This is a genomic window from Campylobacter sp. (assembly GCF_052170435.1).
Taxonomy (GTDB): Bacteria; Campylobacterota; Campylobacteria; order Campylobacterales; family Campylobacteraceae; genus Campylobacter_A.
Map to the genome: position 1 here is coordinate 88,275 of NZ_JBQNAN010000004.1, position 15,105 is coordinate 103,379.

Genomic DNA, 15,105 nt, shown 5'->3' on the forward strand with positions numbered 1-15,105 from the left:
CGTTTGCTAGTCCCGTGCTGCCGTTTAAATTTAATACCGAGAACGCTATTTTATTTACTTGTCGCTTTACTAAATTTACTTTAAATAAATTTAGTATAAAATTAATTTTAAAGATAAATTTGAGTCATCACAAGGCGGGCGACAACGAATTTTATAGACCCAAAGGGGCAAAAATGAAGTTATATTTACTCCAAAAAAGCGAGCTTATTTTAGGAACAGTATTTTTTATTTGTAGCCTTTTTTATTTAAATTTTTATTTTGAGTTAGGAATACTTAGAGAAGGAACTATGGGGTTTGTCATATTTTCATTTCCGCTCGCGTTTGTGTTTAATATTTTAATGTTAGCCATAAATTTCAAACGAACTCGCGCGATATTTTTTGCTTTGATCGGCGCTTTTATCCTATGCATTTTTAATATATTTGGATCGTCAATCATCGATATCGGCATACTATTTGGCGTTACTATTTTATTTTACGCCGTAGCTGGCTGGAGACAAAACATCGGACTAAAACTGTTTTTTATTTTATTTGCGGCTACGATGTATTTTTGGTTTCACAACTTTAAGGTTATCGCTCTAAAAGACAGCCTTGTTTTGGCAGGCTTGCTCGCCAGCTGCGCCACCGCACTTTTTACATCGGCTTTTAGCGAAAAACATTAAATTTTACCAACAAATAAATATGTAGATAAATCGAAAATTTGACGATAGATTTGCCCCTAAATTTATCGTCAAATTTAATCACCCGCAAATTTGTATTTTTCATACGATCAGCCTTTGACGCATTTTAAAACTCGGTCCAATGTTAGAGTTCCTTAGCTGCAAGAATAAGCTTTGCAACTTTGCTTATTTTGTATTTTATACCCCAGACTATCCGCGTGCTTACTTGGGTTAAATTTAATAAAAATTTTAAGCTTGTTTGTGTGAAATTTTTATTAAATTAATAAAAGGCAAAATGTGCAAGAAAACTTCATAAAGCGCATAGGTACGGCAAGAGCGCTAGGTATGACGTCCGGGATTTTGGTTATTTTAAATTTACTCTCGCAAGAGATGGTTTTACCTAAAAGCCTATTTGATATCGCAACAAGCGCGCGCGTAGCGATGTTGTTCGTCTCCGTTATCTGCCTTTACGGCGCTATATCAAAGGTAAACAAACTAGCAGGCGGAGGCGTGTTTAAGCTTTACCGCGTTTTTATCGCTATTAGTAGCGCGATGATTTTGCTAAGTTTTAGCGCGAACTACGCTCCCGCTAGCACGCACAAGGTCCTATTTTTCCTCATTTGCGCCACGGCGGTGCTTGCGTTTTTGCTTTGGATAAAGATAAATTTAAAACTCGCCGCCGTCACGCAAAACGCCCTATTTTCAGGCTACGCGGTGCTTTGCGTGATCGGCACTTTTATCGCTGCAGCGCTAAAGCTTTTACTCACCAAAGCCCTGCGCGACCCCTACCCTATCGAACTTGCAGTGCTTGGTATCTACCTGGCGCTAGGATTTATCTACGTGCTTGCTTGGTCGATAGTGGATTACGTCGAAAACCGCAATCAAGACTAAGCCAAATTCGCCAAATTTGCGTTTCAAGCAAATTTAGACGATAAAAAATCGCGCGACTATACTAAGCCTGTCCAAATTTAAGCCAGGTCAAATTTAAATTTATCGCAAATCTGCAAATTTGAGCTAACGACGGCTTTAAATTTGATCCCGCAAAAGTCCAAATTTAGCTCGTAAAATGCGCCTAAAAATTTTGCTTCTACCACGTTTGCTTCGTATTTTTCGCCGCTTATGATTAGCTCCGGGCGAAACATAAAGTTTCTCTGTTCCAGCCACGTTTTAAATTCGACCGGCAGGCTTTGCGCATCCTGCGGGTTTATCAGGTTCATATCGCCTAAAAAGCAGGCGATTTCGTAGGATGCAGGCTGAAAATACAGCTCCCTAGGCGCGCCGAAAGCCAAAACCTTGCCGCCTTTTATCAGCGCGATTTTGTCGCTTAGCAAAAAGGCGTCCTCTTTGTCGTGCGTTACCATGACCGCGCTGATGCCGTTTGCCTTTATCATTTGTTTTAGCTCGCCTCTTAGCGCGCTTTTTAGGTTGCGATCGAGATTAGCGAAAGGCTCGTCGAGCAAAAGCAGCTTTTCGCGGTTTGCTACGGCCCTGGCAAAGGCCGTCCTTTGCGCTTGACCGCCCGAAATTTGATCTGGAGTTTTGTCTTTTAGCTCGGAGATTTTAAATTTCTCCAGTAGCTGCGCGCTCCTTTGGGCTCGCTGGGCGCTAGGGAGTCGCCACAGCGCAAATTCCACGTTTTTGCAAACGCTTAAATGCGGAAAAAGCGCGTAGCTTTGAAACATCATCGCAGTGCCGCAGCCCTCTTTGACGCAAATTTGACCGCCGCTTGGCGTCTCAAGGCTCGCGATTATGCGTAAAAGCGTGCTTTTGCCGCAGCCGCTATCGCCCAGAACGCTTAAAATTTCGCCCTCGTTAAGGCTTAAATTTACATCCTTTAAAACCTCTAAATTTCCGAATTTCTTGTTTAAATTTACGATTTTTAAAATTTCAGCCATATTTTTATCTTTCTTGTTTTTTTCTGGAGATTATCTCGAGCCAAAGGACGGCGACTAGCGACATCGAAACGATGAGAAACGACGGCAGAGCCGCAGCGTAAAGCCTCTCGTCGGCGGCGTAGAAAAAGGCTCTGATACTAAGCGTCTCAAAGCCCAAAGGCCGCAAAATTAGGCTAAGCGGCAGTTCCTTAATGATGTCGATAAAAACGACGATGAGCGAGAGAAAGAAAAAGTGGCGAAGCAGCGGAAAATGCACTTTGAAAAACAAATTTAACCGCGAGCCGTTTAGCAAAAGCGCGGCGTCGTCGATATTTGCCGAGACCTTAGCGTATCCGCTCTCGACGGCATATATCGAAGTCGCCAAAAACCGCACGACGTAGCCAAAAATCAGCACCACAAAGCTGGACGAAAGTAGATGCGTGCCGAAATTTCGGTCAATATAACCAAAAACTATCATGACGCAAAGCCCGATACTAGCGCCCGGCAGCGCGTAGCCTAGCGAGACGGATTTTAGCAAAAAGGCGTTTAGCGCTTTGTTTTTTATAAGTCTCGTCGCAAAAACGAGAAAAAAGCTAATCGCCGTGATGAGTATCGCCGCGCCCGCAGCCATCAGAAGCGAATTTAAAGCCATCTGCACGAACTCGAATTTAAAGCTATCTAGCTCGTGAATACTCCAATACAAAAGCCAGGTAAAAGGAAAGGCAAACGCCAGGCAAAATACGCTCGCGCACCATAAAAACGCCGCCGCCGAGCCGAATTTGCCAAGCTCCTTTTTTTGCGTAAATTTGGAGGTGTCGTGCGTGGAGAAGCTGTATTTTTTAGAGTTTTTATTGACGTGCTCAAATATCATCAAAACAAACACGAACATCATCAAAAGCCCCGCCAGCACGGACGCGGAGTACGAGTCGCCCATGTCAAACCATAGTTTAAAAATGCCCGCGCTAAAAGTCTCTACGCCGTAATACGCAGCCGTGCCGTAGTCGCTAAGCGTCTCCATGAGCACCAGCATCGCTCCGCCCACGATCGCCGGACGCGAGAGAAATATCGCAACCCTAAAAAACACTGCAAGGCCGGGGAGCTTGTAAATTTTACAAACGTCGTAAATCGCTGCGGACTGCGTTTTAAACGAGGTTTTGGCAAACATATAGATGTATGGATAAAGCGACAACGAAAGCACGAAAATCGCTCCGTAGATATTCATAAACTCCAGTCTAAAGCCGAAAATTTGATGAAAATATCCACCGTAATCCATAATCCCGACGTAGCAAAAGCTAAATATATAAGCAGGAATCGCAAACGGAAGGATGAGGGCATATTCAAAGAAATTTGATAGCGCGAAGCGGTAATTCGCCACCAGCCACGCAGAAACCACGGCGATAACCAGACTAAGTGCCAAAACGCCCGCCGCGACGGCAAAAGTACCTTGGATATACCTCATAAAAAGATACTTAAAAAAGTGCTCGAGTAATGAGTAGTCGCCCAAAGCGATCTCGAAAAATATGCTAAAAATGGGGATCAAAACGATAAGGGCGATAAAGATCGCCCCAAATTTTACTTTCATTATTTCCAGCCGGCTACGTCGTAAATTTTAATAGCCTCGTTCGTGTTTTGCACGCTTTTATAAAGCGGAGTCGAGTCTTCTTTAAATTTACCAAAGCCTTTTACGATGTCGCTAGGATCGACCTCTGCGTTGATCGGATACTCGAAATTTATACCCGCGAGTATCTTTTGCGCCTCAGGGCTCACCATAAACTCCATAAATTTAACTGCGTTTTCTTTATTTTTAGCAGCTTTGGTTAGCGCGATACCGCTGATATTTACATGCGTGCCGCGGTTGTCCTGATTTGGGAAAATTATGCCCAGATTCTTCGCAGCCTCGACGTCTTCGGCTTTCGGAGATGTTAGCATGAGGCCTATGTAGTAGGTGTTCATCACTGCTACGTCGCCCTCGCCTGCGTAAATAGCCTTAGCCTGATCCCTATCGCCGCCTTTTGGATCGCGGGCTAGATTTTTTAGCGTGCCTTCCGCCCATTTAGCCGCCGCGTCTTTGCCGTCAGCCTCGATGATAGCAGCTAGCAGCGACTTGCTATACGGAGCAGTAGCACTTCTGATTAACAGTTTGCCTTTTAGCTCGGGTTTTGTGAGATCCTCGTAGTCCTTGATACCTTTAGGATCGAAGTCTCTTTTATCGTAAACGATGACTCTAGCGCGTTTTGAGATAGCAAACCACTGGCCGTCGTTATCTCTATACTGCTGTGGTACGATTTTTTCTAGAGTTTCTGATTTGACCGATTGCAACACGCCCTTAGTCTTTGCGGTGTAGAAATTTCCCGCGTCTGCGGTGATAAAGATATCCGCCGCAGAGCTATCGCCCTCGACTTCGAGCTTTTTGATTAGCTCGCCGGCTTTTGCCTGCGTGGCGTTTACCTTGATACCCGTTTTTTGCTCGAAAAGCTTATAAAGCTCGCTGTCGGCGTCGTAGTGGCGCGCAGAGTAGATATTTACCTCCGCGGCAAACAAAAAGCTTGAAAGCAAGCTAAGCGCGAAAAAACTTTTTTTCATTTTTATCCTTTGTATTGATATGGATTTGCGATTATAGCGTCTGTCTTATGAAAGTAATATTAATTATTAAAAAAGAAAAATTTATGCCGGAGTGATTTTAGAATGACAAAATATTTAAAATTGGGTGCTAATATTCACGCCGTCAAATTTAAGGAGATAAAATGAGAAAAATTTTACTTTTAGGAGCGGCTGCGGCGATGGCTTTTGCGGAAATTTCTACGGTTCAAGTTAGTCCCGAGGCGATCAAAAACTACGAGCAGATCGTAGATATCAGGACGCCTGCTGAATGGATGGAAACGGGCGTGATAAAGGGCGCAAAGACTATCACTTTTAACGCAACCGATAAAGAGGGATTTTTGAACGAGCTTAAAGCCAATGTCGATCTAAAAAAACCGGTCGCGCTCATATGCAGAAGCGGACGCAGAAGCGCTGCAGCGGCGATGATGATAGACTCGCCGGAGCTAAATATAATAAATCTTGACGGCGGTATGGGTAGCCTCATAAATCAAGGCTACGAAACCGTGCCGTATCAAAAATAATCCGCGGTTTTACTTTATAAATTTCGTCCGTCAGGCTTAAATTTGCGCTAAATTTTAAGTTTGGCGGAGCCAATTTGTGCTCCACTCGCGCGTAAGACGGCGATAAATTTAAACTCGCCGCCGTATTTAACGCAAAAACCCTCACTGTTTCTTACAAAATTTAATAGAACAAAAGCGTATCCGCTTTAAATTTTAAGTGGTCGCAAATTTCACCAAATTTGACCAAAATTTACGCCAAAAACAGCCTCGGCTTTAGCTTTAGCAAGCAAACATACGCCGCCAGCGCGCTTTGCTCTCTTATGTAGTTGCGATCTCCGTTTAAATTTAGCCTCTCGATGATGCACTCGCCGTCTTTTGCATAAGCTCCGACAAACACCGTCCCCACCGGCTTTGCCTCGCTACCGCCGTCAGGTCCCGCGATACCGCTGATAGCTAGCGAAAAGTCTGATTCGCTCGCCTTTAGCGCGCCTTTTAGCATCGCCATCACGCACTGCTCGCTCACCGCACCGTAGGTTTGTAAAATCTCATCGCTAACGCCCAGCCAGTCGCGTTTCATCTCGTTTGCGTAGGTCACTAGCGAGCCGTTAAACGCCGCCGAAACTCCCGCAAAAGCTCCAAATTTAGCCGCGGCAAGCCCCGCCGTGCAAGACTCGGCAAAGGTAAGCTTGAGTCCGCTTGATATAAGCGTGCTAGCAACGTGACGGAAAACGTCCTCGCCCTCAAAAAATTTGCCAGAAAAGAGATTTTTCGCGCCGTTTATAAAGCCGCTCGTTTGGCCGAATTTGTTCGCCTCTACTCTGATTAGCGCCAAATTCGACAAAATTTGAGACGAATAAATCTGCACTTCGTAAGTTTTTGCCAGCGGTTCGAGCAGGATTTTTGCGCTCTCCTCGTCGATATCGACCAGGTGAAAGTAGCCAAAATCTCGCTGCGTTTTGATATCTATGGCAGGCAGTTTTTGGTTCGCGTCGGCCTTTAGTAAATTTACGTAAGTTTGATTTAGTTTGATTAAAAAGCCGTAGTCGCTAAATTTTTCAGCCCTACTCGGAGCTAGCATTTGCGGGGATTTTAGCTCTAAAATATCGCCGCTTAACGTAGCTAAAATTTTAGCCGCGACGGAGCAGTTTTGACTCGACGCGTAGATACAAAGGCTGTCCGAACGCGCGCAAAGATGCTCGATGATAAACGGCAACTCCTTGTCGCTTTTGCTAACGAACCTAAACTCGCCCAGCTCGCCGAAATGCCGCTTGTAAGCGCAAAAAATATAATCCAAAAAAGGCGCGTTTACGCCGATATCTTCGCCGATGATCAGTAGTGCGTTTTTCACTGTTTTCTCCTTTAAAAACCGAAAACATCTTACATAAATTTAGCTTAAAATAGCGTTTTTTCAGTAGCATTTAATCGCCGTTTGGATAAAATCTACCAATTTTTTACTTCAAGGCGAACCTATGGATTACAAAGATACATTATTGCTTCCAAACACCGAATTTCCCATGCGCGGCAACCTGCCGGAAAACGAACCCAAACGCTTAAAATCGTGGTTTGACGATAGAAAAATCTACGAAAAAATGAAAGCTAAAAGGCAAAAAGCCGCTAAAAGCTTCACTCTGCACGACGGCCCTCCCTACGCCAACGGTAACATCCACATCGGACACGCGCTAAACAAAACCCTAAAAGACATCATCTTAAAAACGCACTATTTCTTCGGCGAAAACGTGAGATTTACGCCCGGCTGGGACTGCCACGGACTACCGATCGAGCAGCAAGTCGAGGTAAAACTGGGCGATAAGAAAAAAAGCCTCAGCAAAACGCAAATCCGCGAGCTTTGCCGCGAACACGCCAGAGAGTTTATCGAGGTACAAAAGGAGAGCTTTAAACAGCTAGGCGTCGCCAGCGACTGGGACGACCCGTATCTGACGATGAAATTTAAATTTGAAGCCGAAATTTACAAAACGCTTTGCAAAGTCGCCAAACGCGGACTTTTGATCGAGCGAAGCAAGCCGGTATACTGGAGCTGGGCGGCTAGAAGCGCTCTAGCCGAAGCCGAGGTCGAGTACGAGGACAAAGAGGACTACAGCATCTACGTCGCGTTTAAGCTAGGCGAAGAAGCCGCCGCAAAAATCGGCGCAAAAGACGCTCGAGCGGTCATCTGGACGACCACGCCTTGGACGCTGCCGGCAAACCAAGCCATCTCGCTAAACCCTAGCGAAATTTACGTTTTAACGGCTGAAAATTTGATATTTGCCAAAGAGATGCTTGGCGAACTGGAAAAAGAAGGGCTAACTAAGGGCGAAATTTTAAAAGAATTTGCCGCGGCCGAGCTTGAAAACCTTCACGCTATAAATCCGCTAAACGGCAGAAAATCGCTATTTATCCTAGGCGATCACGTCACGATGGACGGCGGTACCGGCCTAGTACATACCGCACCCGGTCACGGCGAGGACGACTACCACGTGAGCCTAAAATACGGCATCGAAGTCATCATGCCGGTCGATGAAGGCGGATTATACGACGAGACGCTAAGGGCGAAAAAGTTATTCCCAGATGACGTAGCGGACGAGCTAATCGGCATGCATATCTTTAAAGCAAACGAGAAAATTTTAGAGCTTCTAGGCTCAAATTTGCTAAAAGTTAGCAAATTTGTCCACTCGTATCCGTTTTGCTGGAGGACGCATAAGCCCGTTATCTACCGCGCTACCAAGCAGTGGTTTATCGCGATGGACGAGCCGAAAATCGAGGGCAAAACACTACGAGAAGTCGCGCTAAAAGAGCTTGAAAACGTTAAATTTTACCCTGCAAGCGGCGTAAAAAGGATAGGCTCGATGATAGAAAATCGTCCCGACTGGTGTATCTCGCGCCAACGCGACTGGGGCGTGCCGATAGCGTTTTTTAGACGCAAGGATACAAAAGAGCCGATATTTGACGATGAAATTTTAGATAACGTCGCGGCGATATTTGAGCAAAAAGGCGCTGATGCGTGGTGGGACAGTGAGATAAAAGATCTCTTACCCGCAAACTGCAAATACGATCCGCAAAATTTAGAAAAAGTGATGGACATCCTAGACGTCTGGTTTGACAGCGGCTCGACGTGGGCTGCGGTGCTAAAAAGCGGCGACTACGATGCGGGTAGCTATCCTGCGGATATGTACCTAGAGGGTAGCGATCAGCACAGAGGCTGGTTCCAAAGCTCGCTACTGCTAAGCTGCGCCGCGCAAGGACGAGCGCCGTATAGAAGCGTGCTCACGCACGGTTTTACCGTCGATGAAAACGGCCAAAAGATGAGTAAAAGCAAGGGCAACGTCGTGGCTCCAGCGGACGTCGCTAAAACATACGGCGTGGAAATTTTACGCCTTTGGGTTGCGCTTAGCGACTACTCCAGCGACCTAAAAATCAGCGAAAACATCCTAAAACAAGTAAGCGAACAATACCGAAAAATACGCAATACGATAAGATTTCTACTAGCCAACGTAAACGATCTAGAAGATATCGAAACGTCAAATTTCAACATCCTAGACCGCTGGATACTAAGCCGCGCGAAAAAAACATTCGACGAGACCGAAGCGGCGTTTAGAAATTACGACTTTTCAAAGGGCTTTAGCCTGCTGATGAATTTCTTAAGCGCGGATTTAAGCGGCATATATCTTGATATCTGCAAAGACCGCCTATACTGTGACGCCAAAGACAGCGATACGCGCCGCTCGGCTCAAAGCGCCATGGCGCTAATCACTAGAGCGCTCCTACCGCTCATCGCTCCGACGCTAACCTACACCGTGGATGAGGCGATGGACTATGCGCCCAAAATCATCAAAAACGGCGTGGCGGACGCATTTGATCTAGAGTATGCGCCGCTAGATTTTGAGTTTAACGTAGACGACGAGCTGCTAGTCGCTAGCCGCGAGAAGTTTTTCGAGCTAATCGACGTACTCAAAAAAGACAAAAAGATAAAATCGACCCTCGAGCTAGTGCTGCAAACCAGCTCAAATTTGATCCTAAGCGAAGACATAAACGAGATCAGCGACTGGTATATGGTTAGCGACGTCCAGAGCCTAGACGGCAGCGACAGCCTAGCTGAATTTGACGTCGGAAACGATAAATTTAAACTCGTTTTATCGACGCGACACAAATGCCCGAGATGTTGGAAATTTACCGCTAAGCACGACGGCGAAACATGCCCGAGATGCGAAAAGGTACTAAAAAATGTCTGAGCCCATCTCCGCTTGGTTCGTCGCGGCAACTATCGCGGCCATCCTCGCGGTCACAGCCGCGGGTATTGTAGCGGTAATAAAATTTAAGGATAAAAAATGATAACTTTAAAAGAGGCTCTAAAGCTAAGCGCCGGCGAGATAGCCAAGCTTAGAAACGAGCTGGAAAAGAAAATTTTCGCGGATAGGGAGCTTGGCGCTTACGTCGAGCAGTTGGCAAATTTGCCGCTTGACAAACTGGGCGCGGGCGTGCCGATCGCTATCAAAGACAACATCCAGGTAAAAGGCTGGAGCGTAACGAGCGCGTCTAAAATTTTACAAGGCTACATCGCGCCATATAGCGCGACGGTTATAGAAAAGCTGCTAGCAGCGGGCTTGGCGCCGTTTGGCCGTACAAATATGGACGAATTCGCCATGGGAAATACGACCGAAAACAGCTACTACGGCAAAACGCTAAATCCCCTAAACCGCGAAAGAGTACCGGGCGGCAGCTCGGGCGGCTCGGCGGCTGCGGTAGCGGCGGGGCTAGCGGTTGCAGCCCTTGGCAGCGATACGGGCGGCTCGATACGCCAGCCTGCGGCATTTTGCGGCTGCGTAGGACTAAAGCCAACCTACGGACGCGTGAGTCGCTACGGCCTTGGCTCATACTCTAGCTCGCTAGATCAGATCGGTCCGATAACGCAAAACGTCGAGGACGCCGCGATCCTATACGACATCATCGCTGGACACGACGACAAGGATAGCACGAGCGCGGATATAAAATTTGAAAGCGTAGCAGACAAGCTAAACGCGGATAAAAAACTCACGATCTGCGTCATCGAAAACTACATAAACGAAGCCTCGAAAGAGACCAAAAAAGCTCTTTTAAAAGCGGTCGAAATTTTAAAAGCCGCAGGCCACAAAATAATCTATAAAAATTTAGAAAACTCAAAATGCGATATCGCTACCTACTACATCATCGCCACGGCCGAAGCCAGCGCAAATCTCAGCCGCTTTGACGGTATAAGATATGGACGCAGAGCCGAGGCCAAAAATTTAAAAGAACTATACATCAACTCCCGCTCGGAGGGATTTGGCGAAGAGGTAAAAAAGCGAATTTTACTCGGTACTTTCGTACTTAGTAGCGGATACTACGACGCATACTATATCAAAGCGCAAAAAGCTCGCGCCTATACTAAAGCCAAGTATGAGCGAATTTTGAGCGAATGCGACCTTATTTTGATGCCGGTCGCCCCTAGCACGGCGTATAAATTCGGTGAGCTAAAAAACCCGCTAGACTCCTATCTATCAGACATCTATACGATCAGCGTAAATTTAGCCGGCCTGCCCGCCATCTCGGTTCCGGTAGCCAAGGACGCTGACGGCCTAAACGTCTCGGCTCAGCTCATCGCAAAGGCGTGGGACGAAAAAACGCTGCTAGAAGGCGCGCTTAGTTTAGAAAACTCTATAAAAGGATAAACGCATGAAGATAGTTACGAAGGCTCTCACCTTTGACGACGTTTTGCTCGTCCCGCAGTACTCCGAAATTTTGCCTAAACAAGTCGACATAAAAACGCGCTTTAGCAAAAACGTGGAGCTAAACATCCCGATCGTATCGGCTGCGATGGACACCGTCACCGAGCACCGCGCGGCGATCATGATGGCGCGCTTGGGCGGTATCGGCGTCATACATAAAAACATGGACATACAAAGCCAGGTCAAAGAGGTCCGCCGCGTGAAAAAAAGCGAAAGCGGCGTGATCATCGATCCTATCTCCATCTCGCCAAACGCCAGCGTAGGCTCCGCGCTTGATATGATGGCGGATCTGCATATCTCGGGCGTTCCGGTCGTAGACGAGGAAAATAAACTGATAGGAATCCTAACCAACCGCGATTTGAGATTTGAAAACGATAGAAGCGTCCTCGTAAAAGACAGGATGACCAAAGCTCCGCTAATCACAGCTCCAAAGGGCTGCACGCTAGACGACGCGGAGAAAATTTTCTCTCAAAACCGCGTAGAAAAGCTACCTATCGTCGATAAAGACGGCCACCTAGAAGGCCTCATAACCATAAAAGATCTAAAAAAACGCAAAGAGTATCCAAACGCAAACAAAGACGCATACGGCAGACTCCGCGTAGCGGCAGCCATCGGCGTGGGGCAAATGGATAGAGCAAAAGCCCTAGCGGAAGCCGGCGTAGACGTCATCGTCATCGACTCCGCTCACGGCCACTCCAAAGGCGTACTAGACACGCTAAGACAAGTCAAAGCCGAGCTAAAAGTGGACGTCGTAGCCGGAAATATCGCAAACCCGGCCGCCGTCAAAGACTTAGCGGAAGCAGGCGCAGACGGTATCAAGGTAGGCATAGGACCGGGCTCTATCTGCACCACTCGCGTGGTAGCGGGCGTTGGCGTACCTCAAATTTTCGCCGTCGATAGCTGCTCTACCGAGGCTGCAAAATACGGTATCCCTGTCATCGCAGACGGCGGACTAAAGTACTCTGGCGACGTGGCTAAAGCCCTAGCCGCAGGCGCTAGCTGCGTGATGGCAGGCAGCTTGCTAGCTGGCTGCGAGGAGACTCCTGGCGAGGTGATAACATTCCAAGGACGCCAGTATAAGGTCTACCGCGGCATGGGGAGTATCGGCGCGATGACGAAGGGCAGTAGCGATAGGTATTTCCAAGAAGGCACCGCACAAGATAAACTCGTACCAGAAGGCATCGAGGGCCGCGTACCGTTTGCCGGTAGCATAAAAGAGGTCGTGCACCAGCTAGTTGGCGGCCTACGAAGCGCGATGGGTTACATGGGCTCAAAAGATATCAAAACGCTTCAGGAAAAAGCCCAGTTCGTCGAGATCACGAGCGCCGGACTAAAAGAGAGCCACGTCCACGACGTCGTCATAACGCAAGAAGCCCCTAACTACAAAGTCAATTAGTGCTAAATTTAAAAACCGGCAAAGTAAAATTTGACGAGCCGCTCTATCTAGAGAGCGGCCGAATTTTACCCGAATTTGAGCTCGCCTACGAAACATACGGCAAGCTAAACGAGAATAAAAGCAACGTCATAGTCGTCTGCCACGCGCTAACCGGTAGCCACCACGCCGCAGGTAGATACGAAAACGAGCAGAAATTTGGCTGGTGGGACGCGCTCGTCGGCGATGGCAAAGGCATAGATACGAACAAATTTTTCGTCATCTGCGTAAATATCCTCGGCTCAAATTTCGGCTCGACAAATCCTCTCAGTATCGAAAAAAGCACGGGCAAGCAGTATCGTTTGCGCTTTCCGGTGCTTACTATCAGCGACGTCGTAAAAGCACAGATGAGGCTTTTTGAGCACTTAGGCATAGAGCGCGCGCATGCAGTCGTGGGCGGCAGTCTAGGCGGTATGCAAGCACTTTGCTTTGCGATCGAGTTTCCAAATTTCGCCAAAAACGTCATCATCCTAGCCAGCACCTATCAGAGCAAGGCCTGGGCGATCGCGTTTAACAAAATCGCGATCGAGGGCATCCTGCGCGATCCTGGTTTCAAAGACGGCCAGTACGATGAAAACGACATCGCCGCACAGGGGCTAACCGGCATGGCGCTAGGACGCATGGCAGGGCACATTAGCTTTCTTTCGCCTAGCTCCATGGACTCTAAATTCGGCCGCAACTACGTCGAAACCGATGGTCTTTACGAGCTTACGGGGCGGTTTCAGGTCGATCGCTATATGGAGTACAATGGCCACGGCTTTCCCAAGCGCTTTGATCCGCTGAGCTACCTTTACATCGTAAAGATGATGAATATCTTTGACTGCACGCGCCACTACGACGACCTCGCGCACGCTCTTTTGCCTATTTGCGCCAAGGTTACGCTGGTTGCGTTTAGCGGCGATATGCTATTTCCGCCAAGCTGCATGCGCGAGATGCACGAGACGCTGCAGGGTATCGGCAAGGCGTGCGACTACCACGAGATAGACAGCGACTACGGCCACGACGCGTTTTTGGTCGAAGTAGATAAATTTGAAAAAATCATAAAAAAGGTTTTAGATGAGTGAAAATTTAAGCGAGGATTTTGAGAGCAAACTCGCCAAAGCAAATGAAATTTTAAAACAGCTCGGCGACGAAAATTTAAGCCTAGAGCAAAGCGTCAAGCTGCACAAAGAGGGCAAAAAGCTGCTCGAGGAGGCAGACAAAATCCTGCAAAACGCAAAACTAGTCGTGAAGGACGCAGACGATGAATAACGCGACCGCAGCCGTTTGCGCCTTACAGCTGCCGACGCAGCCCATGAGCGAGTCGCGGTTAGATTATTATTTTAGGATTTGCGCCGACGAGGGCGCTAGGCTCGTGGTTCTCGGAGAGTACGTGCTAAACAGCTTTTTTAAAGAGCTCGAGCTCATGCCAAAAAGCCTCATCAAGGAGCAAAGCGAGCGCAAAAAACACGCGCTTGCCGCGATGGCGCAAAAATACAACCTAGAAATCTTAGCCCCGCTCGTACTGCCCAAAGGCAAAGGTTTCGTTAAGGTCGCGGCGAGATTTAGCCCTGCGTCCTCGCGCTTTTACGAGCAGCAGATCCTGATGCCCTACCCGCACTGGAACGAGGCGAAATTTTTTACCAACAAAGATGAGGGCGAGCTAAATTTGCCCGTCTTTAGCTACGAGAAATTTAAAATCGGCGCGATGTTTGGCTTTGAGGCGCATTTTGACGCGGCGTGGGCATATATGGCGCGCAAAAAAGTCGATGCCGTCGTAGTCCCTACCGCATGCACGTTTTTTAGCGAGTCGCGCTGGGAGGAGCTGCTAAAAACCCGCGCCTTTACAAACAACGTCTATGTCCTGCGCGTAAACCGCGTCGGCAACCACAAGGCCGCAAGCGGCGAGCAGTGGAGCTTTTACGGCGATTCGATGCTCATTAGCCCGTTTGGCGAGGTGGTTTCGCGCCTAGGCAAAAACGAAGAGATGATGGTAGCAAAACTCGAAAAAACCGAACTTGCACAAGCTAGACACCTATGGGGATTTTCTCAAATTTTAAACAAAAGACTGGGCTAAATTTAATTTTTAGGCGGCAAACCTAATCAAATTTGCCGCTTTTTCCCTGCAAATTTTGCCGATTTGCTAATTTTACCCCGCCCTCAAATTTTATATTATCGCCGAAATTTGATCAAATATATTTTTATATCTTTAAATTTTGCATAATAAATCAATTTAATTAGACTAAATTCAAATTTATTTTAGCTCTATTCTACCCCGATATAGTCACGTTTTTAGGCTAAATAAATCTTTAAATATTACTAATA

Annotated in this window: 13 protein-coding genes; 9 read left to right on the forward strand and 4 right to left on the reverse strand. The window is 47.1% G+C overall.

From position 1 onward, the window contains the following. Window positions 1-287: 287 nt before the first annotated feature. Window positions 288-659, forward strand: coding sequence for a hypothetical protein (locus ACTTJF_RS03075; RefSeq protein ID WP_442550721.1), 372 nt, complete (start codon window positions 288-290; stop codon window positions 657-659). 294 nt (window positions 660-953) lie between these two features. After that, complete coding sequence (locus tag ACTTJF_RS03080) at window positions 954-1,547, forward strand: hypothetical protein (protein ID WP_442550722.1); 594 nt, start codon at window positions 954-956, stop codon at window positions 1,545-1,547. A 77-nt stretch (window positions 1,548-1,624) separates the two neighbouring features. Here ACTTJF_RS03080 and ACTTJF_RS03085 read toward each other — a convergent pair whose 3' ends face one another. From ACTTJF_RS03085 to ACTTJF_RS03095, 3 genes are read right to left on the reverse strand one after another with little or no spacing between them, the layout of a single operon-like run. Next, on the reverse strand, window positions 1,625-2,551 hold the full coding sequence (locus ACTTJF_RS03085; protein WP_442550723.1) for an ABC transporter ATP-binding protein: 927 nt from the start codon (window positions 2,549-2,551) through the stop codon (window positions 1,625-1,627). Between the two features lie 4 nt (window positions 2,552-2,555). Beyond that, a complete protein-coding gene (locus ACTTJF_RS03090; protein ID WP_442550724.1) occupies window positions 2,556-4,112 on the reverse strand; it encodes an ABC transporter permease in 1,557 nt (518 codons plus the stop codon). Beyond that, window positions 4,112-5,113 (reverse strand): Fe(3+) ABC transporter substrate-binding protein, encoded by a 1,002-nt coding sequence (locus ACTTJF_RS03095; RefSeq protein WP_442550725.1) that lies wholly within the window; start codon window positions 5,111-5,113, stop codon window positions 4,112-4,114. The genes ACTTJF_RS03090 and ACTTJF_RS03095 overlap by 1 nt, the downstream gene beginning before the upstream one ends. Before the next feature lie 161 nt (window positions 5,114-5,274). Between ACTTJF_RS03095 and ACTTJF_RS03100 the strand changes: the two genes are divergently transcribed. Next, window positions 5,275-5,652: a rhodanese-like domain-containing protein gene (locus ACTTJF_RS03100; RefSeq protein WP_185899068.1), complete on the forward strand. Its 378-nt coding sequence runs from the start codon at window positions 5,275-5,277 to the stop codon at window positions 5,650-5,652. A gap of 229 nt (window positions 5,653-5,881) precedes the next feature. On the opposite strand, the gene ACTTJF_RS03105 is transcribed toward ACTTJF_RS03100, so the two are convergent. Beyond that, on the reverse strand, window positions 5,882-6,979 hold the full coding sequence (locus tag ACTTJF_RS03105) for a CinA family protein (RefSeq protein ID WP_442550726.1): 1,098 nt from the start codon (window positions 6,977-6,979) through the stop codon (window positions 5,882-5,884). Between the two features lie 121 nt (window positions 6,980-7,100). Between ACTTJF_RS03105 and ileS the strand changes: the two genes are divergently transcribed. The 6 genes from ileS to ACTTJF_RS03135 all read left to right on the forward strand — a co-directional run bounded on the left by ileS (window position 7,101) and on the right by ACTTJF_RS03135 (window position 14,857). Beyond that, window positions 7,101-9,857, forward strand: a complete 2,757-nt coding sequence (gene ileS, locus ACTTJF_RS03110; protein WP_442550727.1) for an isoleucine--tRNA ligase — start codon at window positions 7,101-7,103, stop codon at window positions 9,855-9,857. A gap of 96 nt (window positions 9,858-9,953) precedes the next feature. Then, window positions 9,954-11,312: an Asp-tRNA(Asn)/Glu-tRNA(Gln) amidotransferase subunit GatA gene (gene gatA, locus ACTTJF_RS03115; protein WP_442550728.1), complete on the forward strand. Its 1,359-nt coding sequence runs from the start codon at window positions 9,954-9,956 to the stop codon at window positions 11,310-11,312. A 4-nt stretch (window positions 11,313-11,316) separates the two neighbouring features. Next, window positions 11,317-12,765 carry an IMP dehydrogenase gene (gene guaB / locus ACTTJF_RS03120; RefSeq protein ID WP_442550729.1) on the forward strand — a complete coding sequence of 483 codons (1,449 nt, stop codon included), beginning with the start codon at window positions 11,317-11,319 and terminating at the stop codon, window positions 12,763-12,765. Beyond that, the gene (gene metX / locus ACTTJF_RS03125) at window positions 12,765-13,865 is read left to right on the forward strand and encodes a homoserine O-acetyltransferase MetX (RefSeq protein WP_442550730.1); all 1,101 of its coding nucleotides are present in this window, start codon (window positions 12,765-12,767) and stop codon (window positions 13,863-13,865) included. The genes guaB and metX overlap by 1 nt, the downstream gene beginning before the upstream one ends. Continuing rightward, a complete protein-coding gene (gene xseB / locus ACTTJF_RS03130; protein ID WP_002948190.1) occupies window positions 13,858-14,052 on the forward strand; it encodes an exodeoxyribonuclease VII small subunit in 195 nt (64 codons plus the stop codon). Before metX ends, xseB begins: the two co-directional genes overlap by 8 nt. After that, window positions 14,045-14,857, forward strand: coding sequence for a carbon-nitrogen hydrolase family protein (locus tag ACTTJF_RS03135; protein WP_442550731.1), 813 nt, complete (start codon window positions 14,045-14,047; stop codon window positions 14,855-14,857). The genes xseB and ACTTJF_RS03135 overlap by 8 nt, the downstream gene beginning before the upstream one ends. Window positions 14,858-15,105: the final 248 nt, after the last annotated feature.